This is a genomic window from Pseudomonas sp. 18175 (genome assembly GCF_050432925.1).
Lineage (GTDB): Bacteria > Pseudomonadota > Gammaproteobacteria > Pseudomonadales > Pseudomonadaceae > Aquipseudomonas.
Window position 1 is genome coordinate 15,746 of sequence record NZ_JBKFTO010000002.1, and the last position, 20,748, is coordinate 36,493.

The following is a 20,748-nucleotide window of genomic DNA, read 5'->3' on the forward strand; positions in this document are numbered from 1 at the left end:
GGAAGGACCCATGAAAAACTCGTTTGCCGATACGGCTCTACTCACCATTATCCTGCTGGCGATTTTCGTCGTGCCCAGCTCCATCTCCGGCACGGCCTTGGCATTGCCGGCGATTGGCGCGGATATCCAGGCGCCGTTGACCAGCCTGCAATGGGTGGTCAACGCCTTCAACCTGGCGTTTGCCTGTTTCACCCTGGCCTGGGGCGCGCTGGCGGACCGGTTGGGGCGCAAGCGTTGCTTCGTGGCGGGCGCATCGCTGTATGTGGTGGCTTCGCTGCTGTCGGCGGTGGCCGAGAGCGCTTGGTTGCTGGATGCGGCGCGGGGGCTGGCGGGCATCGGGGCGGCGGCGATTTTCTCGTGCGGCATCGCCATTTTGTCCACCCACTTTGACGGCCCGGCGCGGCTGCGGGCGTTTGCCTTGTTCGGCACCGTGGCCGGGCTGGGGGTGAGCCTGGGCCCGACCTTGTCCGGCTTGTTGCTGGACAGCGTGGGCTGGCGTGCGATTTTCTGGGCCCATGCGGTGACCCTGGTGATTGTGTTGCTGGGCAGCCCATTGATTACCCGTGACGGCGAACTGGCGCAGCGCACCGCACGTTTCGACGTGCCGGGCGCAACCCTGTTTGTGTTGGCGTTGCTGGCGCTGATGGTGGCCATCGTGCAGGGCTCGCAATGGGGTTGGACCAGCCAGGGCGTGTTGGGCCTGGTGGCGGTGGCAGTGGTGTTGCTGGCGGTGTTTACCTGGCAGGAACGTCGTCACTTGCAGCCGATGCTGGACCTGTCGTTGCTGTCGAGCGGTCCGTTTGTGGGGCTGGCGTTGGTGACGGTGGCGGCGTCGTTTGGCTTTGTGACGTTGCTGACCTACCTGCCGAGCTATCTGTTTGGCGTGCTGCAATTGAGCGCCACCCACGCGGGGTTGGCGATGTTGCTGCTGACGGTGCCGATGTTGTTTTGCCCGATTCTGGCGGGCAAATGGGCGGCACGCGGGGTGTCGGCTATCGGCATTCTCAAGGCCAGCCTGGTGGCGTTGCTGGTGGGCGTGGTAGCGCTGGCGTTGGTCAGCCACGTGGGTGTGCAGCTGTGGCAATTGGCGCTGCCGTTGTTACTGGTGGGCATTGGCATGGGCTTGTCGGCCGGGCTGGTGGATGGCTTGGCGTTGAAGACGGTGCCTGAGCAGAAAGCCGGCATGGCCGCCGGTTTGCTCAATACCTTCCGCCTGGGCAGCGAGGCGATTGCGGTGGCCTTGTACGGCTCGCTGTTGGCGACGTTGCTCGATACCCAGTTGCGCGATGCATTGAGCCGCCTGGCGCCGGATCCCTCCACGCTGCAACGCTGGATCGACGAAGTGGCGGCGGGCAATCTCACCGGCTCCTTGCAAGCACTCAGCACTGAACAGGCCGGCACGGTGCATAGCCTGTTTATCGGCGGCTATGACAGCGCCTTCCACGGCGTGCTGTGGGCGTTGGCGGTGATCCTGCTGGTGCTGACCGTGGTGGTGACTTGGCTGGTGCGACCACTGCGCCAGCAAGAGCGTTCCGAGGCGCAATTGGCCGCCCACTGACGGTGTTGCAACACCGCCTGCCAGCAGCGCAGGCGGTGCTTTGCCGTGCCCGAACGTTCGTGCAGGGTTATGCAAAAAACACAGCTTGTTAACTTTTTTTATTCTTTTATCTGGTGATGCCGACTGGGGCAAACTGGATCCACCTGCCTGGATGCAGGTCTACCTCAACCCGACAGGCCCACCACCACTTGTCCGCTGGCGTGTGCAGTCCATGAAGACTATGGACCTATGGACCCGAATGCCTTGCTCAAGACCCGACTCATCGGGCAGATTTTCCAGCAGCACTACAGCTGGCTGTGCGCACGGTTGTCGTACCGCACCGGTTGCAGTCATAGCGCCGAGGACATTGCTGCCGAGACCTTTCTCAAGGTGTGGATGCTGCCCGATCCGACCGCTATTCGCGAACCGCGCGCGCTGCTGACCACCATCGCCCAACGCCTGATGTACGAGAGTTGGCGTCGACGTGATCTGGAAAAGGCCTATTTGCAGATCCTCGCCGAAGTGCCCGAGCACGTGCACCCGTCACCCCAGGAACAGTTGATCCTGATCGAGAGCCTGCTGGCCATCGACCGCCTGCTCGACGGCCTGTCGGGGCAAGCCAAGGCGGTGTTCGTGCACAGCCAGTTGGACGGCATGACCTACACCCAGATCAGCGAACGGCTGGGGTTGTCCCTGGGGCGCATCCACCAATTGATGACCCAGGCCCTGCGCGCCTGTTACCTGGGGTTGAGCGAGTGAGCAAACACCCGTTGAACGACCCGGTGGCCGAGGAGGCCATCGGTTGGCTGGTGCAGATCCAGTCCGGCGAGTTCACCCCTGCGCAGCAACAAGCGCTGGATGACTGGCGCAGCACCTCGGCCCATCACCGCCAGGTGTATCAGCAGCTCATCGCCGGTTTGGACCAACTCAAGGCCTCGCCATGGCGCGGGCGCTCCAGCGCGCAGTTGCTGCGCAGCCTGGAACAGCCCAACAGCCGCCGTGCGTTCCTGCGTACCAGCCTGTGTGCGGTGGGGTTGGCGGCAGGGGTGGGCTGGGTGTCGCGCTTCGAAGAGGCAGGGCAGACCTATGCAACCGGCACCGCCGAGCGGCGCACCTGGCAATTGGCGGATGGCAGCACCCTTAAGCTCAATGCTCGCAGCCAAGTGCTCTCAAGGCTGACCGGTGAACCGCGCAGCCTTGAATTGCGTGCAGGTGAAATGCTGGTGGACGTGCTGCGCCCGTTGCAGGTCAACACCCGTGCTGGTCGGGTCAGCGCCAGCAGCGGCCGGCTGATGCTGAGCGAGCAGGGCAGTGCCATGCGCTTGGTCACCCTGGATGCTGATGCGATGCTGCATTTTGACGGCGGCGCCCAGCAACGGATCGCCATGCATCAGAGCACGCTGTTCGATCACCAGCGCATCCTCACCCAAGTGCCCATGGCCGCAACGGAAACCGCTTGGCTGGACGGCTGGCTGGTGGTGCGAAATCAGACGTTGGCCACGGTGGTGGACGCGATCCGGCCGTATCGCAGCGGTATCGTGCGGTTGGATGCCAAGGTGGCGGGGTTACGGGTGACAGGGCGGTTTCCGTTGGATGATGCCAGGCAGACCCTTGAAGCCTTGGAGCAAAGCTTACCGATCACGGTGCGGCAATGGGGTGGAGTGGTTGTGCTGATTGGCTCGAAAGCCTAACCGAGTTAGTCCCTTGAAATGCAATCTATTGTGGGAGCGGGCTTGCCCGCGAAAGCGGTGGTACAGGCGCAGGATATCTGCCAGCAGTACCACCGCCTTCGCAGCCTCGCTAAAGCTCGACAGCTCCCACAGTTGACCGCGTTCGTCCTTTGAAATGGGGGCTCAGTAAAGCTGCGGCACGATCAATTCCGGCGGCGTCGGGCTGCGGGAGTATTCCTCGTGCCGCACGCGTTGTGGAAGTTCAATCACCGGCAATTCAACTTCTTCATAGGGCATCTGCGCCAACAAGTGGCTGATGCAATTGAGTCGAGCCTTCTTCTTATCATCGGCCTGCACCACCCACCATGGCGCTTCGGCGATGTGGGTACGGTCGAGCATGATTTCCTTGGCCTTGGTGTAGGCCTCCCAGCGGCGGCGGGACTCCAGGTCCATGGGGCTGAGTTTCCACTGCTTGAGTGGGTCGTGGATGCGGCTGAGAAACCGCAAGTGCTGTTCCTGGTCGGAAATGGAGAACCAATACTTGATCAACTGGATACCGGAGCGGGCCAGCATCCGCTCAAACTCCGGCACGGTGCGGAAGAACTCTTCGTACTGGTCGTCATTGCAAAAGCCCATGACCTGCTCGACGCCCGCGCGGTTGTACCAGCTGCGGTCGAACAGCACGATTTCACCGGCAGCGGGCAGGTGCGAGACGTAACGCTGGAAGTACCACTGGGTCTGTTCACGGTCATTGGGAGCGGGCAGGGCGGCCACGCGGCATACGCGGGGGTTGAGGCGCTGGGTTATGCGCTTGATCACACCGCCTTTGCCCGCCGCATCGCGGCCTTCGAACAGGATCACCACTTTGTGGCCGGTTTTCACCACCCAGCTCTGCAACTTCACCAGTTCGCCCTGCAAACGGAACAGCTCGCTGAAATAAATCCTGCGCGCCGCTTTTTCACTGCTTTCACCGACGTGTTCATCAAACAGTGCGTTGAGGTCATGCCCGTCTTCAGACAGTTCCAGTTCCAACTCTTCGTCGCTGTGATCCAGCAATTCGCGGTGTATGCGCTGCATCAAGGCGTCTTCTACGGAGGACATGGGCGTAGCTCACGTGGGGGGAGATGGCAAAGTCTTAGTCGCAATTTGTTACGAACCAATGACATCAAAAGGCCTGTTTGCGCTGGGAGAGGGGGACAACACGGCGATTTGCCATTCCACGTTCATAAAAGCGTAACAAGAATGTTGCAGAGTGCCCGAGCCCGAAATTCACAAGGATTTTCCTGAATGAAACGTCTGATGAAGTCTGCTGCACTCGCCGTTGCGGTTTCTCTTAGTGCCTCCTCTGTGTTTGCTGCCGAGAGCATCCGCCTGACCGGTTCAGGTGCTAGTTTCCCTGCACCTATCTACCTCACCTGGTTCAAGGATTTCAGCAAGAAAACCGAAGGTGTCACCGTTGACTACCAGTCCAAGGGTAGTGGCGCAGGCGTGCAGGACTTCCTGAACAAGACCGTTGATTTCGCGGCCAGCGACTCGGCCATGAAAGACGAAGACATCGCCAAAGTGGCCGAAGGCGCTCAACTGCTGCCAATGACTGCTGGCGAAATCGTGCTGGCCTACAACCTGCCGGGTAACCCGAAGGGTCTGAAACTGCCGCGTGATGTGTACTCCAACATCTTCCTGGGCAAGATCACCAAGTGGAACGACCCACAAATCGTCGCCGCCAACCCAGGCATCAAGCTGACCGACACGCCGATCACCGTGGTCGTACGTGCTGACTCCAGCGGCACCACCGCCGTATTCACCAAGCACTTGGCAGCCATCAACGCCGAGTTCAAGACTGCACTGGGTGAAGGCAATACCGTCAACTGGCCTGCCACTGACAAATTCATCAAGTCGCCTAAGAACGACGGCGTAACCGCCACCGTGCGTCAGACCCCAGGCGCCATCGGTTACATCGAGTACGGCTTCGCCAAACTGGCCAAGGTCGACTTCGCCGAGCTGCAGAACAAGGCTGGCCACTACGTAGTGCCTAACGCCGAAAGCGGTGCCGAAGCACTGGCCGCCGTGACCATGCCGGAAAACCTGATTGCCTGGCTGCCAGACCCAGCCGGTGCCAAGTCCTACCCGATCACCACCTACACCTGGATGATCTTCCGCAAGGACAACGGCAACCCGGCTAAGGCCAAAGCCATGCGTGACATGGTCGAGTACAGCCTGACCGAAGGTCAGAAAATCGCCGACTCGATGGGCTACATCCCGCTGCCTAAGTCGGTCGTCGACCAGGTTCGCAAAGCTTCCGCCAACATCCAGTAAGGCTCGCGAGACCTCCTTCGGCGTGTGCTTGACGGCACGCCGAATGAGTTTCCCCCCTGTTCCGGAATTAGCCCATGAACACACCTTTTGTCGTACCGGTTAACCCGGACTCTGCTTGCCGGCCACCGTCTACCAAAGACTTCCTGGTCGATCGCACCTTCCGTGGGCTTGCACGCATTGGCGTGGTGCTGGTGTTGGCGCTGGTCTTTGCGCTGGTTTTCGAAGTAGGGCGCAAGGCATTGCCAGGCATGGAGAAGCACGGCCTGGACGTGATTTTCGGTAGCGTCTGGGACGTTAACCAAGGCAAGTACGGCATTTTGCCGGCCATTTGGGGCACCCTTTACAGTGCCTTTATCGCGTTGTTGATCGCAGGTTTTTTCGGCGTCAGCATGGCGATCTTTCTTACCCAGGATTTTTTGCCGGCAAAACTGGCGGCGGTGTTTCGCACCATCGTTGAATTGCTCGCAGCCATCCCCAGCGTCGTCTACGGCCTCTGGGGCATTTATGTTGTCATCCCGGCCATCCGCCCGCTGACCGTTTGGCTGAACACTGAACTGGGCTGGATTCCGTTTTTTGGCACATCCCTGAGCGGGCCGGGCTTACTGCCGGCGGCGCTGGTGCTGGCCATCATGATTCTGCCGACCATTGCGGCCGTTTCCCAGGACGCCCTCACGGCGGTCCCGATGAAAACCAAACAAGCGGCCTACGGCATGGGCACCACCCACTGGGAAGCGATCCTCAAGGTGATGGTGCCGTCTGCGGCCACCGGCATCTTCGGCTCCCTGGTCCTGGGCCTGGGGCGCGCACTGGGTGAAACCATGGCCCTGGCCATGCTGGTGGGCAACGCGAACAACATCTCGCTGTCGCTGTTTGCACCGGCCAACACCCTGGCGGCCTTGCTGGCGCTGAACTTCCCCGAAGCCGGCCCGACCGAGATCGAGGTGTTGATGTACGCCGCATTGGTGCTGATGTTTATCACGCTGCTGGTGAACGTCCTTGGCTCGATGATCATGCTCTATGCACAACGGGGTCAAAAATCATGACTAACCTGACGTCCCCTATCAAAGCCATGCCGAGCTTGCAGCGCAAGTTCGAAGGCCGTGCCCTGCGCAGTCTGGTCCTGACCACCTTGGTGTGGGGCGGGGCGCTGCTGGCCGCCGTGCCGCTGATTTCCGTGTTGTACATGCTGATCACCCGAGGCGGTGCACGCCTGAGCCTGGAAGTGTTCACCGAACTGCCACCGACCGGTTTCGAAACCGGCGGCGGCTTCGGTAACGCCATGGCCGGTACCTTTGTGATGGTCGGCATCGCCGCTGCCATTGCCGTACCCGTGGGCATCATGGCCGCGATCTTCCTCGCCGAACTGGGCCCGGACAGCAAGCTGGCCAATTCCGCGCGCTTTGCCGCCAAGATGCTCACCGGCTTGCCGTCGATCCTGGCGGGCGTATTCGCTTACGCCTTGGTGGTGATGACCACCGGCACCTACTCGGCCCCGGCCGGTGGTGTGGCGCTGGCGGTGCTGATGCTGCCAATCGTGGTGCTGACTGCCGAAGAATCGATGCGCATGGTGCCCAAGATCATGAAAGACGCCGCCTACGGCATGGGGTGCACACGCTCCCAGGTGATCTGGAAAATCATCCTGCCCACCGGCCTGCCGGCAATCCTTACCGGGGTGATGTTGGCCGTGGCCCGTGCCGCTGGCGAAACCGCACCGTTGTTGTTCACCGCGTTGTTCAGCAACTACTGGATCTACCACGACGGCAGCCTGGCGGTGATGAATCCGACGGCGTCACTGGCCGTGCTGATTTACAACTTTTCCGGCATGCCGTTCGACAACCAGCTGGAGCTCGCCTGGGCGGCCTCGTTGGTGCTGGTAATGATCGTACTGGTCGTGAATATCGTGAGCCGTATCTTCGGCAAGCCAAAGTACTAAGAAGGGAGCATCTGAATCTTGAACGCCTCTACTGCGCAAATAGCCGCTCCGTTTATCACCGAGTCGCCTGTGGTCATGGACTGCAAGCTGGACAAGATTTTCTACGGCAACTTCATGGCCGTGCGTGACAGCCACGTGCCGATTGAAAAGAACAAGATCACCGGTTTCATCGGCCCGTCCGGTTGCGGCAAATCCACCGTGCTGCGTAGTCTCAACCGCATGAATGACCTGGTGAAGGGCTTTCGTTTCGAGGGCCATGTGCACTTCCTCGGCCAGGACGTGTACGGCAAGGGCGTAGACCCGGTGGTGGTGCGTCGCTACATCGGCATGGTGTTCCAGCAGCCCAACCCGTTCTCGATGAGCATCTTCGATAACGTGGCCTTTGGCCTGCGCCTGAACCGCTACAAAGGCGACCTGGGCGACCGCGTCAAGCACGCCCTGCAAGGCGCTGCGCTGTGGGATGAAGTCAAAGACAAGCTCAAGGTCAGCGGCCTGTCGCTGTCCGGTGGCCAGCAGCAACGCCTGTGCATCGCCCGCGCCATCGCCACCGAGCCAGAAGTGCTGTTGCTCGACGAACCCTGCTCGGCACTCGACCCTATCGCCACCCGCCGCGTTGAAGAGCTGATGGTGGAGTTGAAAAAGGACTACACCATCGCCCTGGTGACCCACAACATGCAGCAGGCGATCCGTGTGGCCGATACCACGGCGTTTTTCTCGGTGGATATTTCCCAGGGCACCCGCACCGGTTACCTGGTGGAGATGGGCCCAACCACCCAGATCTTCGAAAACCCACGTGAGCAAATGACCGGGGACTACATCAGCGGCAAATTCAGCTGATGCAACCATTCATCGTTTTTCAGGACTGCCAATGACTGCAACCCGTCGCCTTGACCTGACCGCGATTGAGCGCGCACTGCGTGAGGTGCAGAGCCGTTTTGCCGCGCTGAGCCGAGACTTTGACGAGCCACGCGACCCCTTGACCGACGAGGTGTTGCAGAATGTGCTTGAAGGCTATGCCCTGATTGACGAGTATGTCGCGCGGGGTGTCGACCTGTTTGACCTGCAGCAGCTGAACCTGATGCTGGAGATCAACGCCACTGTGCTGTGCGGCAATGACCCGGCGCGCCGCCTGGAATACGCCCAGCACCTGGCGGCGACGGAAGTGCACTTTTTCAACAATGTCGAGGGCGGCATCAAGGATCTGCACAACTGGTACTGCAAGCACCACGCCGAGTCGGTGTGGAAGCGCGCTGCCGGGGTCTATGTGCGCGTCCTGAGCAAGCCGCAGTTGTTCATTGAAGGCAATCACCGCAGTGGGTCGCTGATCGTCAGCTACTTGTTGATGCGTGCGGGGCTGCCACCGTTTGTGCTGACGCTGGACAACGCCGAGGGCTACTTCAACCCGTCCTCGGTTATTCGCAACTCCGCCAAGCATGGTGTGAAGGCTTTGTACGAATTGCCCAAGATCAAGAAAAAATACGCAGCGTTCCTGGAAGATAACGCGCCTGACCCGGAGCAATTTTTCCTCAGGGACACACCGGCGCCCGTGTACCAGGGTGGCCACTGATGGGAAGCAATCCAGTGCTCGACACCGTAAAGAACGTGCTCAACCCACAGCGCGTGCGTATTTCGTTTGATATCGACGACACCCTGGCCTGCCAGCCGCACCACAGCGCCGCTGAAGACAGCAAGCTGCCGGAATGCGTGCACCGCTGGCTGGGCGAGCCGTTGCGCAATGGCACCCGCGCCCTGATCCGCGAGCTGCGTCGGCAAAATTGCAGTATCTGGGTGTATACCTCTTCCGGGCGTACACCGGCCTACATCCGCCGTTGGTTGTTGCTGTACGGCATCCACGTCGACGGCGTGGTCAACAGTGTGCGCCATGGCCATGCACTGGCGGCGCGCGGGTTGTCGAACGCACCTTCGAAGCTGCCGACGGCCTTTGATATCGATCTGCACGTGGACGACTCCGAAGGCGTGCAACTCGAGGGTTACGACCACGGTTTCCGCGTGGTTGTCGTGCGTCCGGATGATGAGCAATGGGCGCAAAAAGTCCTGGAAGCTGTCGCCCGGGTGCAAGCGCAGCTTGCCTGGCAACAGCAACCGCGCCGGCACAAGGTGCCTGCGCCGGTCTATTCGGGAATCACCCTTAACGGCTGAGGTTTTCCAGAAACTGTGTGTGTTGCAGCACCTGGGAAAACATCGGCAGCGTGAATTGCTCGGCGGCCTGCTGCTGTTCGCTGGTGAAGGTTGCCGTGCAGTCGGACAAGGTCACCACGTTGTAGCCCTTCTCATAGCCTGAACGCACTGTGCCTTCGACGCAGCAATTGGTCAGAAAACCCGCCACCACCAGGTTCTGGATGCCGTTGTTGCGCAGCACCAGGTCCAGGCCTGTCGTCGCAAAACCATCCAGCCCACGCTTGCCCTCTACCAGGATATCGCCGGCCTCGCGGCCCACAGCCTCGGTGATCTCGGCCCCCCAACTGCCGGTGCGAAAAGCACTGCCATCGGCCACACCCTTCAATATTCCATAGTCGCGCGTGGTCAGTTCCGGGTAACCCTCAGCGAACTGGATCGGCAAATGGATGATCTTCACGCCCAGCTTGCGTGCCTGCTGCACCGTGGTTGCGGTGTTGGCCAGGATGTCGCCGGTATGCATGACGTCTTTGACCGCGTCATGAAACACTCCACCGGGTGTGGTGAAGTCGTTTTGGAACTCGATCAGGACAAGGGCGGTGCTGTGTGGGTTCATCTTGGACCTCCGGTCTGTGGGTAGGTGTCTAGACAACTTTGAGTGGTGCGCCGGACTTGTGGGAGCGGCGGTGCGACTAAGTTTTATTGGGTGTACATCGCTCTCATGTGGGAGCGGGCTTGCTCGCGAAGAGGGCCTATCAAACGACCGAGTTTTATCGGGTGTACACCGCCAAAATGTGGGAGCTGGCTTGCCTGCGATAGCGGTCTTTCGGTGTACATATCCGTTATTTGGGTAACGGCTGATATGGGTTCCGCCCTTACGGCGGGTCACTTTGGAAAAGAGCCCCAAAGTAACCAAAGGGCTCTTGCCCCACCACTCGGCACCTCGCCTAGGCTCGGTGTGCCCTCACTCCGGCTTGAATCCGTGGGCCGCCGCGATGGGCCATCCTTGGCCCAGCGCGGCTAACCCGGCGTCCTGCCGGGTTACCCACGGATTCAAGCCTGCGTTCGGCCAGCGTGGTTAACGGGGCGCCTGAGATCAAGATCAAAAGCCAAATCAAAAGCCAGAGCAGAGCAGAGCCAGAGCTTTATCACTGGGTTAAAACACGTAGCTACCAGCCACCGGGAAACCATTGCCGGGCGAGCTGCACCGTTACGCGCAAGGTGTGCTGGCTTTGTTCGCACTCAAGTGCCTGCTCTTCTGGCGACGCCGGTTTGTGCCACTTTGGTGGGGTCGCCAAGCGCTGTGCATAGCTGGCTTGAAACGCGGGGCTGGCCTCGCCGGTTAGCTGCATCGCTTTAGCATAGTCCGCCTCGAGATCTTCGGGCAGCGAACCACAGGCCAATTTGGCTTGTTGATAGCGCACGGCGTACATGAAGCCATCGGTGGGGGCTTCGTCGTAGGTGTAGCGGGAGGGTTCTGCGGCCATGGCCGTGCTGGTGAGGAGTAGGGCGATGAGGAGGGGGCGTCCGTGCATGGGCGGGTAAAGTCTCGGGTGGTTGACGGTGCGTTTGACCTAAACACGAGCTGTATAGCATTGAACTGGTCACTCGTTAACTATACGTATCCGGCTTGAATTGCAGTGATCAAGGCAATAGGCCATCATCGTTGGCCGCTACGAGCCATTTTTCGTATGCCGTTCGGATTTATAGGGTGTAAGAAATGTTTAGGCGTCTCATGGACTTGAGCAAGCGGTTACGCAAGGATTTTGCTGCTGTACCGGTTTCCAAGGAACAGGTTCTGCGCCCGATGGCGGTGGATCCTCAAACAGGCCCCGTCGCGAGTTTGCCCGCGAATGTGCTGGACTACTGGCACAAAGCGCTGATTGCCGATGACTTGGGTGGCATGCAAGCCACCGATGTTCGCATTCCGTTGAAAAATTACGCGAGACTGGCCTGGCCCGACTTCAATCTTGGTTTCGGCACGCGCCCGGCGCTGGCGCTGGGCATTCTCACCGAGCGTGCCGCAGAGGCCCGGCGCAAACAGCACGCGCAGGCGCTTGAAGCGTCAGAGGACGACGTAGAGGGTGCGCAGGAGGCGGACGAACCGGATGACGATCCGCGCATTCCCATGGCGCTGGTGTTCCATCAAACCACATCATCAAGCGATGAGGTCCAGGTCACGTGGCCCGACCCGGATAAAAAGCCTGCGCAGGGGGCGAAAAAAAACCGCCTCAAGCCCGAGCGGCTGAATATCGCGTTCTGGTTTCCTTTCGACCTGAACGACAAAAACCAAATATGCCTGCCACGCGACCCCAACGATTGCCGGCCGCGTGTGGTCCGCCAATGGCTTGAACCGCAGCCACTGATGGCGGCCAACGACCTGCCGCCGGCCATTGGCCACTTCGATTGCTATCGCGACGAGCTCAAGCTATTTCTTGCGACGTTGAGCCAAAGCGCCAATCTGAGCAGTTATGTCGAGGCCTGTTTTACCTTGTTCGCCCGCGTTCAAGCGGATGGGGGCGAGACGGGAATGGCGCCGATCACGGGGCAATGGGTTGCGGTGCCGCGACAGCCTGGCTATGCAACACGTGCGCTCGCTAACGTGTATGAAGCGATCCCCAATGCGCCGTCCATCGGCGCATTGGAGCAGCTCGTAGGCGCGGGACGACACCGTTCGGCTGTCCAGGCAGGTGGCATGGCAGCGCGGCAGGTGACGATCCGGCACGTAGCCATGGTCGATAAGGCCACACACCTCGACAACCCAGACGTCAATCGTGGCGCAGACCCCTTGAACGAATCGCAACGCCGCGCATTGCACGCCCTCGGCCGGTTGGGTGAGCGGGCCGGGGTGGTAGCGGTCAGTGGACCGCCGGGCACCGGGAAGACGGCCATGCTGCGTGCGATGATCGCCAACCAATGGGTGTTGGCGGCTTACGATAACCGCGAAGATTGCCCCGTCACGTTTGTCTGCGGGGCGACCAACCAGAGTGTCGAGAATGTGATGGGCACGTTCAACGGTGCCGTAGGCAGGAAGCATGCCCTGGCACGTCGTTGGTTGGACCCTACGGGCAAGCCGTTATTGGGCTTCACCGCCAGCGCACCGTCCAAGGCCAAGGGGAAAACCCATCGCAGCAAGTTCACCACGCTTGAGATCCGGCAAAAGCAGTTGCGCACCTTGGGTGTCGGGTCCTCCAGTCTCAAGCAATCCTACGAAGATGGTGTTGCGGCAGCCCTTGCGTTGGCGCGGCACTTTGAAGATGCCTTCCGCCAGCTGCCAGAGCTGTTCAATGCGTTGTTCACCATTGAGCAAAAACACCAAGTCAGTGATACCACGCGTTGTATCCGTCTCGTGCAGAAGAGTGCTACGACAATGCCTACAGCGTCGACCCTCTGCGAGCACTTGAACACGCTGACCCAGGTATTGCGCAGTGGGTTGGCCTCGGCAATCGAGCGCCAGGCTGACATCGACGCGTTGATCGAGCCCGGTGAACTGGCTGCGCGCTTTCCCAGTGAGGCATGGGCATCTTCCTGGGCCGTCGACATCCTTGCGCAGTTGCGTGTTGCCTCCACCCCCGAGGCGCGCCAGGCGCAGCAGCAGAAATTGCTGGACGTGGTGTGGCGGCCGATTATTTTCCAGTTGGCCGCGCGTTACTGGGAGACGCGTTGGCTGGCCAGTGTGATCGCAACCCCCGAGCCTGGCAGCCGCAAGAACGCACTCAGGCGCGCAGCCATGCTGTTCCCGTGCATTGTCGCCACCTTGCATAGCGCCCCGCGGTTACTGGGAGAGGGCCGCAGGCCGCTGTTCGCGTTCCTGGATTTGCTGATTATCGATGAGGCGGGGCAAGCTGCGCCGGAGCTGGGTGTGCCGGTGCTTAGCCTGGCTAAAAAAGCCGTGGTGGTCGGCGATATGAAGCAGCTCTCACCCGTGTCTTCGGTAACACCCGAGGTCGATGCGCGCCAGGTGCAGGACCGTTGGACCGATCCGTCGGTTTTGGGCGCCTTGCGCGTGCGTGGCGCGGACTCCGCCACGGGTTCAATCATGAGGCTGGCCTCAACCGGGGCATCCTTTGCCGAGGCCATGCCGGATGGACGGCTACGGGACGGCTTGCTCTTGCGGGAGCACTACCGTTGTGCAGAGTCGATCATCAACGTGTGTATCGATTTGCTGTACCACGATCACGACCGAGATGCCGAAGGTGGGTTGCTCAGCAAAGAGTTGGAACCCAAAGTGCCCAACCCGCAGGCAGGGCTGTTCGCGGATGCCGAGTTGCCCGTGCTCGAGGGCGACGCTGAAATGCAGGTGCGCAAACGCATGAAGGCAACGTTCCCGCTACCGCCGCTTGGGTTTTATCAGACCGGTGGCCCAAACGATGAGCCCAGCAAAGGCGACTCATGGTCCAACCCTGGAGAAGCCAAGGCCATCGTGGACTGGCTTAAAGAGTACGGACCGCGCCTGGCGAAGTGGGCCGCCAGGGTCGAAGGCCATCCGGAGCAGCCGATAGGGTTGGAAAAGCTTGTCGCGGTGGTCACACCGTTTCGAGGGCAGGTCGAAGCGATAAAGCGTCGGGTGCGCGAAGAACTCGACCCTGGTGACGCTGACCTGAGTGAGCGCTTGACCATCGGTACGGTTCATACCCTTCAAGGAGCGGAGAAACCTGTGGTGCTGTTCAGTGCCGTGAATCGGGAAAGCCGCGCCAGCCGTCGAACCGACACCAATCATCGTGAGCGGGTGTTTATCGACCGTGACGATGGGCGCCTGCTCAACGTGGCGATCAGTCGTGCGCAGAAAAGCTTCATTTTGTTTGGCCATTCGGACCTGTTTTTTTCCCAGCAGGCGATGGACCCGAACAACGATTTGCCTTCAGCGGTGGTGGGGCGATGCCTGGCCGGTGTGCGTGAGCCAGAGCATGAGCGGCTTACCTGCGCCCCGCGTGTGCCAGCGTGCAAGCTCGGTCCCGCCACGCTGATGGTTGTCGAATCCTTGCACAAGGCGAAAATCATTCAAGAACTGGTACCCGATGGTACTCAGGTCTTCGGCTGCGGCGGGCATATTCGTGACCTCCCAGGCCCTGGTGCGATCAGTTGGCGTGATGGGCTCAAACCGCACTGGCAATTAAGCGAGCGCGAGGGCAGTGACCTGGCGGCGTCCCTACGCAATACCGGCAGCCGTTTACTGCAATGCACGGAGCTGGTGTTGGGGACTGACGATGATGCCCAAGGGGAGGCGATTGCCTGGCACATGATCCAGGTACTCAAGGACGCACCGTGGTTCATGCATATCCAGCGGGTGCGTAGGGTGAGGTTTCATGCATTGACCGTACCCGAAATGGTCCGATCATTTGAGGAGGGCCGGTGTGTGCAGGTCGTGGGTGCCACTGCCGACGAACGAGCCGCCAGCGCTTGCCAAGCCTTGAATATGGGCTTGGCGTATGGGGCTATTGCCCAGCGGGTGCTGGATAACCTCATCGGCTCGGTCTACATGCGTCACGGTATTGTCGGGGGCGGACGGGTCAAGGGGCCCTTGCTCAGGGTACTGGCGGGCCATGGTGACTCCCCGGGATTACCCGGTAAACGGCTGGGCGTCGCGATAAACCTGAAGGTGAACGAAACCCTTGTGCCGGCTCGCTTGATGGTGCGGCGCGGCAGCGATGCCTGGCGCGCGTGGGGCAGTGACCGCAAAGAGAGCGTTCACACCTTGATCGAGCAACTGAGCGACGCGGAGGTTTCGCCGACACCTTGCCTGCTTGAGCATGAGGACTTGCTGCTGGCACCTGCTCAGAATCTGGGCACTAACCTGGTCCTGCAAGAGGCGTTCAGGCGATTTGGCTGGATGCCGTCGAGCACCATGAGCACGTTGCAAAAATTGTATGAGATGCGCGAGGGGCAGGACGAGCCAGAGCCCGCAACGAACGACAAGGGTTGGGCTGCGTTGGATGCTCAGGGGCGCCTGTTCCTGACCGAGATCGGACGGCGCCAGGCAGATAAGGTGCTGAACAACCCGTGGCTGAACACAATCAGCGCCAATGCGTTGTTGATGGCCTTCGACGATGCACTGACTTACCTGTCCCAATTGCCGGATGCCGGGGAGGCGGACTACCTTGCGTTCGTGCACACCTGGGCAGCGCAGTTTGATGATCAGTGCGGCGCGCAGCCGATTGCGGGCCCCCATGCACCAACGGTCGATGCGCAAGGCGCTGAGGTCGCGCTGTTTTCCCAGCAGCCCGCCGTCGAGCTGAATACGTGGGGGGCACCTGCCGGTTCAGCCTCACCGGCTGAGGTCGAGCAGCACGAAGATGATCCTGCGCCTGGCGCGCAAGCCCATCCAGTGTCGGACGGCGGCCGCAGTGGTGCCCACGGCGCACTGGTGCCTCTGGACATCGGCCTGGCGGCCGACAGCCCCAAGATGGCCGCGCTCACCCCGAGGCAGCAGCAACTCTACGACCTGATGTCCAAACTGATGCTGGCCTCCTCCCTGCGCGATGGGCAGTTTCAGACTGTGCGCCGGATTTACCCCCTGACGTGGCCGGGTAAACCGGCTGTCCGGCAGGTTGAAATTGGTGTCGAGGTGATAACTGGAAAGCCGGGCAGCTACCCCGGTTGGTTTGCGCTGGACCCCGATGGCCTGGCCCCGCACACGCGCAATTGGGCACCGGCAGAAATGGAGGCAGTACTCGATGCGCAAAGCCCTCGCTTGCAAGTGTTGGTGCAAGACCACGGCATACGCACCCGCTCGCTGCTTGAGCCAACCGTCGATCATTTATTGGCGTGGATGCAAGCGCGTGGACACGGGCGGCCATCGACATTCGGCAAGCACATCGATGATCTGGTACGGGGCAATGCGTCGTCCCCGCGCGCGGAGGGCAGTGCCGATGAATAGCAGTTTTGCCGCCATGACCTTGATGCGAAACGCCTATGAGGCCGCATTGCGCGACCCCACCGACGCGGTTGCCCAGGCGGCGTTCGTCGCTGCGCACCTAGCGCAACAGCACACGTTCGTTGACTCATTCGACGTCGCGGGCATTACCTACCCGCGTACTGACGGGCACACATTGAGTGAGCGTGAAGCGCGCGAGGTGATTTCCAGAATCCTGTCCAACCCGGCGTACAGCGTATCGGACCTGCGGCCCAGCGTTATTGAAGCGGCTTACCCACTACAGGCGGATGTGCTGCGTGCGGAAATCGAAGCCACGGTCGCGCTGGCCAATAAAATCAATGCGCTCGACTGGCGCACCGACGCGCTCGATGCCAGCACCAAGCAAGCGATGCGCGAAATGCTGCGCATGCCCACCTTGGCGGGCGGCTACAAAATCATTTCCCAGGTCAAGTCCGCGGCCAACGCCCACGTATTGAATATCTACCGTGGCTACGATGCCGATCACTTGATCCCCGACAAGGCACTGCGAGGGTCACTGCACAGGGGACAGTCTTTCAGCCTTGACCAGAGCTACGCGACGTTCATGCAGGATTCACAGAACCGAGGATCGCAGCACAAGTTTGTGACGGATGCTCAAAAAAACACACGAAAACTACTACGCGGTGACCCGACCCTACCTGCAAAAAACCCAACGACCGGCGAGTATCTGGAGCATGTGCTTGAGTGGATGACCCACGTCTATACCACGGCCGACCTGGGCGTAGACGTGGCCGTCAGGAACAGTGGCCTTGCCAACTCGGATGAATTCAAACGTTTCAACGTTAAAGGCTTTGCCTTGGCGCAGGCAGGATTTATGACGTGGAATGAACGCAAAAGCGTCGGCCGCGCTGTCGCCATGGTGCTCCTGATTGAGGCGCGTGAGTTCTACACGGCGGCCGGCTGGACCATGGACAGGGAGTTGCCTTTGTTCTACGACGTACCTTCTACAGTGACCCAACAACCGGTGCCTGTGACATGAGCGACAACTTAAACGAATTAACGCTCGCCCATGGCGCCCGGCGCTACCAGCTCGCCGACCTGACAATGGCCGCCGGAGTTCCCTGGTTTGCCGTGCACGTGTCGGACGAAAGCGGTCATACAGCGTCCTGGATTATCAGGGGGGAACTGGACGGTGCGCACTTACGCCTGCAACCACAGGTTTGGGTACCGGATGCCATCCAGGCCATCGTCAGTGATGGCGACGGCCAAGTCTGGGCGATCACCAGTGAAGATGAGCTGATCACCAACACCGACCTTGGGCAGGTAGCTGGATGGCGGCAGGTTGCGCCCCATCCACAGCTCAACGCGCGCGATGGGTGGTACTCCCGCACGCTCGGTTATCTGGCCCCGGATGGCCAGAAAGTCGAGCTTGCTGAATGCCTGTGTTGGGCGAGCGATGGCTTGTTAATCGGTACGTTCAGCCGCCGGTTGTATCGTTGGACATCGGGCGATGTTGCTCGCCTTGAACACGATGATCACATCCTCGGCACGCTGGGTGGTATCAACAACATTGTCCAGACCCAAGACGCGATATACGCGCTAGGGTATGCGGGCCTGATCCTGCGTCGGTCGGTGGACGGGACCTGGCAGCGAATGGATGGACCATGGCCGAGGGAGGCGGGAGCGTTCATCAATATGATTGCCGGTGTCGAAGGTCCGCGAGGGGAGTTGTGGGCCATTGCGGCGGGCGGTTCGGTGGTCAGCGTCGCGGGTGACGTGACCCGCACCATCGCACAAGTACCCGCTGAGCCTCTGGGCATCACCCGGTTCCAGCGCCAGTGGTTCGTGTCGACCCTTGACGGTTGCTACGAACTACCAGGCGATGGCGACACGGTCCTGATCAAGCGCGATATTTTGATGGGCAAATCGATTGATGCCGGAAACTGCCTGATTGCCGTTGATGCCGAGCCACAACACGCTGATCACGCGCAGGTGCACCTGTGGTTGCGCACCAGAAACCGCGATGGTTGGATGCGCCCGGTCATTTGCCGGGCCTGATTAATCCGTGGAAAACGGGTTTATGGAAGATAAGCCACACTAAAAAGTAATTACAGTGCGTTTTTCAGATATAAGCCACAATATAAAAGAATTACATTGCTTGATGAAATAGGCGCGTAATTCTATAATTTTGTGACTTGACTAGTAAAAAACGGGCTAGGCGTACGCTATGTTGGATTTAAGCTTTAGCAAGCCGGGCGAGATCGTCAAGCGCCTCTGTGGTCGCCTGCGCACAGAGCGTTTGGCGCTGGGCATGACACAGGCCGATTTGGCCGGACGTGCCGGTATTGGCACCAATACCGTGTCCAACCTTGAAGCCGGGCGCAATGTCGGGTTCGAGAGCGTTGTCCGGGTGGCGATTGCCCTTGGCCGATCCAAGGAACTCGAAGGGCTTTTTCTGCCGAAGCTGGAAAGTATCGAGGATATTCGTCGCTACGAACACAGTGCCAATCGCCTGCGCATAAAGAAGAAACCCGACAATGCTTGAGCAGGTGAACGTCTTCTACGACGGCTGGGGTGAGCGATGGCAGTGGGGCACGCTGGTATCTACCACCGCCCTAACGGGTCGCCCGCTGATTGTGTTCGAGTACAGCAATGAGGCCAGGCAAAGAGGTCTCGAACTGTCCTCCTACAGGTTGCCGCTGGAGGGTGCAAAGCTGCGCCGAGATTTTCCAGACCACCAACTGTACTTGCCGGGACCGGTCTATGACGCGCTGCCGGACGGCTGGGGTATGTTGTTGATGGACCGTCTGTTCAGGCGCCGCGGTCTCTCCATCGCGCGCATCGGCGCATTGGAGCGGCTGGCCTACATCGGTAACAATGCGATGGGAGCCCTGACATTTGAACCCGTAGCACCCGAAGGGCAGGCATCTGAAGTCCATGTCCCGCTGGAGCTGCTTGCCCTCGAAGTGCAGGAAGTGCTCCATGGGAACGGTGGCGAGTTCCTGCAGACGTTGCTGCTGGTGGGCGGTTCGCCTCAAGGCGCGCGGCCTAAGGCGCTGGTTTATCGCGATCCCGAAACCAGCGCGTTTACCACTGTCGCCACACCAGGCTTTGAGCCTTGGTTGGTCAAGTTCCCGGCGAGAGAAGAGCATCCTGAGGTGTGTGCTATCGAAATGGTCTACGCCGAATGCCTGCGCAAGTGTGGTATCCACACGCCTGACACGCAGTACTTCAGTTTGCCCAATGGGCTGGCGGCTTTTGCCAGCAAGCGATTTGACCGCCGGGGAGGGCTGCGCATACCTATGCAAAGTCTTGCAGCCTTTACGGGAGCCAACTACCGATCGCCAGGGGTACTGGATTACGTCAACTTCTTGCGGGCTACGCAGATGTGCACCAACGACGTACGGGAAATGGCGTTGGCTTTCGAACGGGCCGTCTTCAATGTCGCGTTCAACAACCGAGACGATCATCCGAAAAATTTCGCCTACATCATGTCGCAGGACGGTCAGTGGCAACTGGCACCCGCCTATGACGTGACCTTCTGTGAGGGACCAGGCGGGTATCACCAGATGGATGTGATGGGTGAGGCCCTGGCGATTTCCCGCGCACAAATGCTTCGGCTTGCCGAGGAGGCCGAGGTGCCCTTGGAGGTTGCTGGCCGAGTGATTGACGGCTGTTGTGAGGTGGCGAGCCGGTTTGCAACCATCGCCGTGAGCCTCTATCCAGACGCTATTACTCCAGAGACCTTGCGCACTATTCAAGCCCGTATCGATCAGAACGTGGCGGGGTTGCGCCGCAACTGAATGCGATGGCGGTGGCCCAGGCCCGACTTGCCAATTCCACCGGCTTCGCAGCCTCGCTATAGCTCGTCAGTTGTCCGCCTGGCCCGCGCCGTACTGCGCAATGCGCCGCTGTGCCAGCGCCTCACCCTCAGCCTGCGTCGCCGCGGTTTCATAACGAATGCCAAAGGCTTGTTCGCCCATCTTGCCCATGGCATCGAAATGCCCACGGCGCGCCTCATCGGCAAGCACGCTGATCAAGCTGATACACAAACGCCCAAAGGCCTCCTTGTGCGTCTTCAACCACAGGCTGCGCAGCTTGCGGTCGGCGTGGGCTTCGTCGTCCCCAGGTTCCAGGTACATCAGCACGAAGGGTATGCCATGGGCCATGATGGCCTCGATTTCGGCTTGCCACTGTGCGCCGTAGCCCGGTACGACCACGTCGTTGCGGATGACGCAGAGCGGAAAGTGGCTGATGTCGTGAACGGTAAAACGGTGAGTATCCAACGGCATGGCTAATCTCG

18 protein-coding genes are annotated in these 20,748 nt (G+C 60.3%); 14 read left to right on the forward strand and 4 right to left on the reverse strand.

Translation table 11 applies throughout. The features are described 5' to 3' along the window. Nucleotides 1-10 precede the first annotated feature (10 nt). The 3 genes from ACLD1Y_RS03215 (at nucleotide 11) to ACLD1Y_RS03225 (ending at nucleotide 3,228) form a co-directional block, all read left to right on the forward strand. Nucleotides 11-1,558: an MFS transporter gene (locus ACLD1Y_RS03215; RefSeq protein WP_429475406.1), complete on the forward strand. Its 1,548-nt coding sequence runs from the start codon at nucleotides 11-13 to the stop codon at nucleotides 1,556-1,558. Nucleotides 1,559-1,786: 228 nt separating this feature from the next. After that, the gene (locus ACLD1Y_RS03220; RefSeq protein ID WP_122513820.1) at nucleotides 1,787-2,296 is read left to right on the forward strand and encodes a sigma-70 family RNA polymerase sigma factor; all 510 of its coding nucleotides are present in this window, start codon (nucleotides 1,787-1,789) and stop codon (nucleotides 2,294-2,296) included. Continuing rightward, nucleotides 2,293-3,228, forward strand: coding sequence for a FecR family protein (locus tag ACLD1Y_RS03225; RefSeq protein ID WP_429475408.1), 936 nt, complete (start codon nucleotides 2,293-2,295; stop codon nucleotides 3,226-3,228). The genes ACLD1Y_RS03220 and ACLD1Y_RS03225 overlap by 4 nt, the downstream gene beginning before the upstream one ends. 162 nt (nucleotides 3,229-3,390) lie before the next feature. Here ACLD1Y_RS03225 and ppk2 read toward each other — a convergent pair whose 3' ends face one another. Then, entirely contained in the window at nucleotides 3,391-4,308 is a 918-nt protein-coding gene (ppk2, locus tag ACLD1Y_RS03230) for a polyphosphate kinase 2 (RefSeq protein WP_429475409.1), read from the reverse strand. Between the two features lie 186 nt (nucleotides 4,309-4,494). Here ppk2 and pstS point away from each other — a divergent pair, with 186 nt between their 5' ends. From pstS to ACLD1Y_RS03260, 6 genes are all read left to right on the forward strand, one after another. Next, the gene (gene pstS, locus ACLD1Y_RS03235) at nucleotides 4,495-5,523 is read left to right on the forward strand and encodes a phosphate ABC transporter substrate-binding protein PstS (protein ID WP_429475411.1); all 1,029 of its coding nucleotides are present in this window, start codon (nucleotides 4,495-4,497) and stop codon (nucleotides 5,521-5,523) included. A 74-nt stretch (nucleotides 5,524-5,597) separates the two neighbouring features. Next, nucleotides 5,598-6,566 carry a phosphate ABC transporter permease subunit PstC gene (gene pstC / locus ACLD1Y_RS03240; RefSeq protein WP_429475413.1) on the forward strand — a complete coding sequence of 323 codons (969 nt, stop codon included), beginning with the start codon at nucleotides 5,598-5,600 and terminating at the stop codon, nucleotides 6,564-6,566. Further along, a complete protein-coding gene (gene pstA, locus ACLD1Y_RS03245; RefSeq protein ID WP_429475415.1) occupies nucleotides 6,563-7,456 on the forward strand; it encodes a phosphate ABC transporter permease PstA in 894 nt (297 codons plus the stop codon). The genes pstC and pstA overlap by 4 nt, the downstream gene beginning before the upstream one ends. Nucleotides 7,457-7,531: 75 nt before the next feature. Beyond that, entirely contained in the window at nucleotides 7,532-8,293 is a 762-nt protein-coding gene (gene pstB, locus ACLD1Y_RS03250; protein ID WP_218187290.1) for a phosphate ABC transporter ATP-binding protein PstB, read from the forward strand. 31 nt (nucleotides 8,294-8,324) lie between these two features. Beyond that, the gene (locus ACLD1Y_RS03255; RefSeq protein ID WP_429475416.1) at nucleotides 8,325-9,023 is read left to right on the forward strand and encodes a hypothetical protein; all 699 of its coding nucleotides are present in this window, start codon (nucleotides 8,325-8,327) and stop codon (nucleotides 9,021-9,023) included. Continuing rightward, nucleotides 9,023-9,616 carry a hypothetical protein gene (locus ACLD1Y_RS03260; protein WP_429475418.1) on the forward strand — a complete coding sequence of 198 codons (594 nt, stop codon included), beginning with the start codon at nucleotides 9,023-9,025 and terminating at the stop codon, nucleotides 9,614-9,616. The genes ACLD1Y_RS03255 and ACLD1Y_RS03260 overlap by 1 nt, the downstream gene beginning before the upstream one ends. On the opposite strand, the gene ACLD1Y_RS03265 is transcribed toward ACLD1Y_RS03260, so the two are convergent. Both ACLD1Y_RS03265 and ACLD1Y_RS03270 read right to left on the reverse strand, forming a co-directional pair. Continuing rightward, the gene (locus tag ACLD1Y_RS03265) at nucleotides 9,606-10,208 is read right to left on the reverse strand and encodes a cysteine hydrolase (RefSeq protein WP_429475420.1); all 603 of its coding nucleotides are present in this window, start codon (nucleotides 10,206-10,208) and stop codon (nucleotides 9,606-9,608) included. The two genes, ACLD1Y_RS03260 and ACLD1Y_RS03265, sit on opposite strands and share 11 nt — an antisense overlap. A gap of 553 nt (nucleotides 10,209-10,761) precedes the next feature. Continuing rightward, nucleotides 10,762-11,079: a hypothetical protein gene (locus tag ACLD1Y_RS03270; RefSeq protein WP_429475422.1), complete on the reverse strand. Its 318-nt coding sequence runs from the start codon at nucleotides 11,077-11,079 to the stop codon at nucleotides 10,762-10,764. 233 nt (nucleotides 11,080-11,312) lie between these two features. On the opposite strand from ACLD1Y_RS03270, the gene ACLD1Y_RS03275 reads away from it, so the two are divergent. The 5 genes from ACLD1Y_RS03275 (at nucleotide 11,313) to ACLD1Y_RS03295 (ending at nucleotide 20,248) form a co-directional block, all read left to right on the forward strand. Beyond that, on the forward strand, nucleotides 11,313-16,469 hold the full coding sequence (locus ACLD1Y_RS03275) for an AAA domain-containing protein (RefSeq protein WP_429475423.1): 5,157 nt from the start codon (nucleotides 11,313-11,315) through the stop codon (nucleotides 16,467-16,469). Continuing rightward, nucleotides 16,462-17,484: a hypothetical protein gene (locus ACLD1Y_RS03280; protein WP_429475425.1), complete on the forward strand. Its 1,023-nt coding sequence runs from the start codon at nucleotides 16,462-16,464 to the stop codon at nucleotides 17,482-17,484. The genes ACLD1Y_RS03275 and ACLD1Y_RS03280 overlap by 8 nt, the downstream gene beginning before the upstream one ends. After that, a complete protein-coding gene (locus ACLD1Y_RS03285; protein WP_429475427.1) occupies nucleotides 17,481-18,503 on the forward strand; it encodes a hypothetical protein in 1,023 nt (340 codons plus the stop codon). Before ACLD1Y_RS03280 ends, ACLD1Y_RS03285 begins: the two co-directional genes overlap by 4 nt. Nucleotides 18,504-18,672: 169 nt before the next feature. After that, nucleotides 18,673-18,990 (forward strand): helix-turn-helix domain-containing protein, encoded by a 318-nt coding sequence (locus ACLD1Y_RS03290; protein WP_429475429.1) that lies wholly within the window; start codon nucleotides 18,673-18,675, stop codon nucleotides 18,988-18,990. Next, a complete protein-coding gene (locus ACLD1Y_RS03295; protein ID WP_429475431.1) occupies nucleotides 18,983-20,248 on the forward strand; it encodes a type II toxin-antitoxin system HipA family toxin in 1,266 nt (421 codons plus the stop codon). The genes ACLD1Y_RS03290 and ACLD1Y_RS03295 overlap by 8 nt, the downstream gene beginning before the upstream one ends. Nucleotides 20,249-20,314: 66 nt before the next feature. Here the strand turns inward: ACLD1Y_RS03295 and ACLD1Y_RS03300 are convergent, their stop codons facing one another. Continuing rightward, nucleotides 20,315-20,737: a hypothetical protein gene (locus ACLD1Y_RS03300; RefSeq protein ID WP_429475433.1), complete on the reverse strand. Its 423-nt coding sequence runs from the start codon at nucleotides 20,735-20,737 to the stop codon at nucleotides 20,315-20,317. Nucleotides 20,738-20,748: the final 11 nt, after the last annotated feature.

Coding starts and splice junctions, on each gene's coding strand:
- pstS (WP_429475411.1), top strand. CDS start 4,495: ATGAAACGTCTGATGAAGTCTGCTGCACTCGCCGTTGCGGTTTCTCTT.
- ACLD1Y_RS03295 (WP_429475431.1), top strand. CDS start 18,983: ATGCTTGAGCAGGTGAACGTCTTCTACGACGGCTGGGGTGAGCGATGG.
- ACLD1Y_RS03215 (WP_429475406.1), top strand. CDS start 11: ATGAAAAACTCGTTTGCCGATACGGCTCTACTCACCATTATCCTGCTG.
- pstC (WP_429475413.1), top strand. CDS start 5,598: ATGAACACACCTTTTGTCGTACCGGTTAACCCGGACTCTGCTTGCCGG.
- ACLD1Y_RS03275 (WP_429475423.1), top strand. CDS start 11,313: ATGTTTAGGCGTCTCATGGACTTGAGCAAGCGGTTACGCAAGGATTTT.
- pstB (WP_218187290.1), top strand. CDS start 7,532: ATGGACTGCAAGCTGGACAAGATTTTCTACGGCAACTTCATGGCCGTG.
- ACLD1Y_RS03265 (WP_429475420.1), bottom strand. CDS start 10,208: ATGAACCCACACAGCACCGCCCTTGTCCTGATCGAGTTCCAAAACGAC.
- ACLD1Y_RS03290 (WP_429475429.1), top strand. CDS start 18,673: ATGTTGGATTTAAGCTTTAGCAAGCCGGGCGAGATCGTCAAGCGCCTC.
- ACLD1Y_RS03270 (WP_429475422.1), bottom strand. CDS start 11,079: ATGGCCGCAGAACCCTCCCGCTACACCTACGACGAAGCCCCCACCGAT.
- ACLD1Y_RS03220 (WP_122513820.1), top strand. CDS start 1,787: ATGGACCCGAATGCCTTGCTCAAGACCCGACTCATCGGGCAGATTTTC.
- ACLD1Y_RS03260 (WP_429475418.1), top strand. CDS start 9,023: ATGGGAAGCAATCCAGTGCTCGACACCGTAAAGAACGTGCTCAACCCA.
- pstA (WP_429475415.1), top strand. CDS start 6,563: ATGACTAACCTGACGTCCCCTATCAAAGCCATGCCGAGCTTGCAGCGC.
- ACLD1Y_RS03285 (WP_429475427.1), top strand. CDS start 17,481: ATGAGCGACAACTTAAACGAATTAACGCTCGCCCATGGCGCCCGGCGC.
- ACLD1Y_RS03255 (WP_429475416.1), top strand. CDS start 8,325: ATGACTGCAACCCGTCGCCTTGACCTGACCGCGATTGAGCGCGCACTG.
- ACLD1Y_RS03280 (WP_429475425.1), top strand. CDS start 16,462: ATGAATAGCAGTTTTGCCGCCATGACCTTGATGCGAAACGCCTATGAG.
- ppk2 (WP_429475409.1), bottom strand. CDS start 4,308: ATGTCCTCCGTAGAAGACGCCTTGATGCAGCGCATACACCGCGAATTG.
- ACLD1Y_RS03300 (WP_429475433.1), bottom strand. CDS start 20,737: ATGCCGTTGGATACTCACCGTTTTACCGTTCACGACATCAGCCACTTT.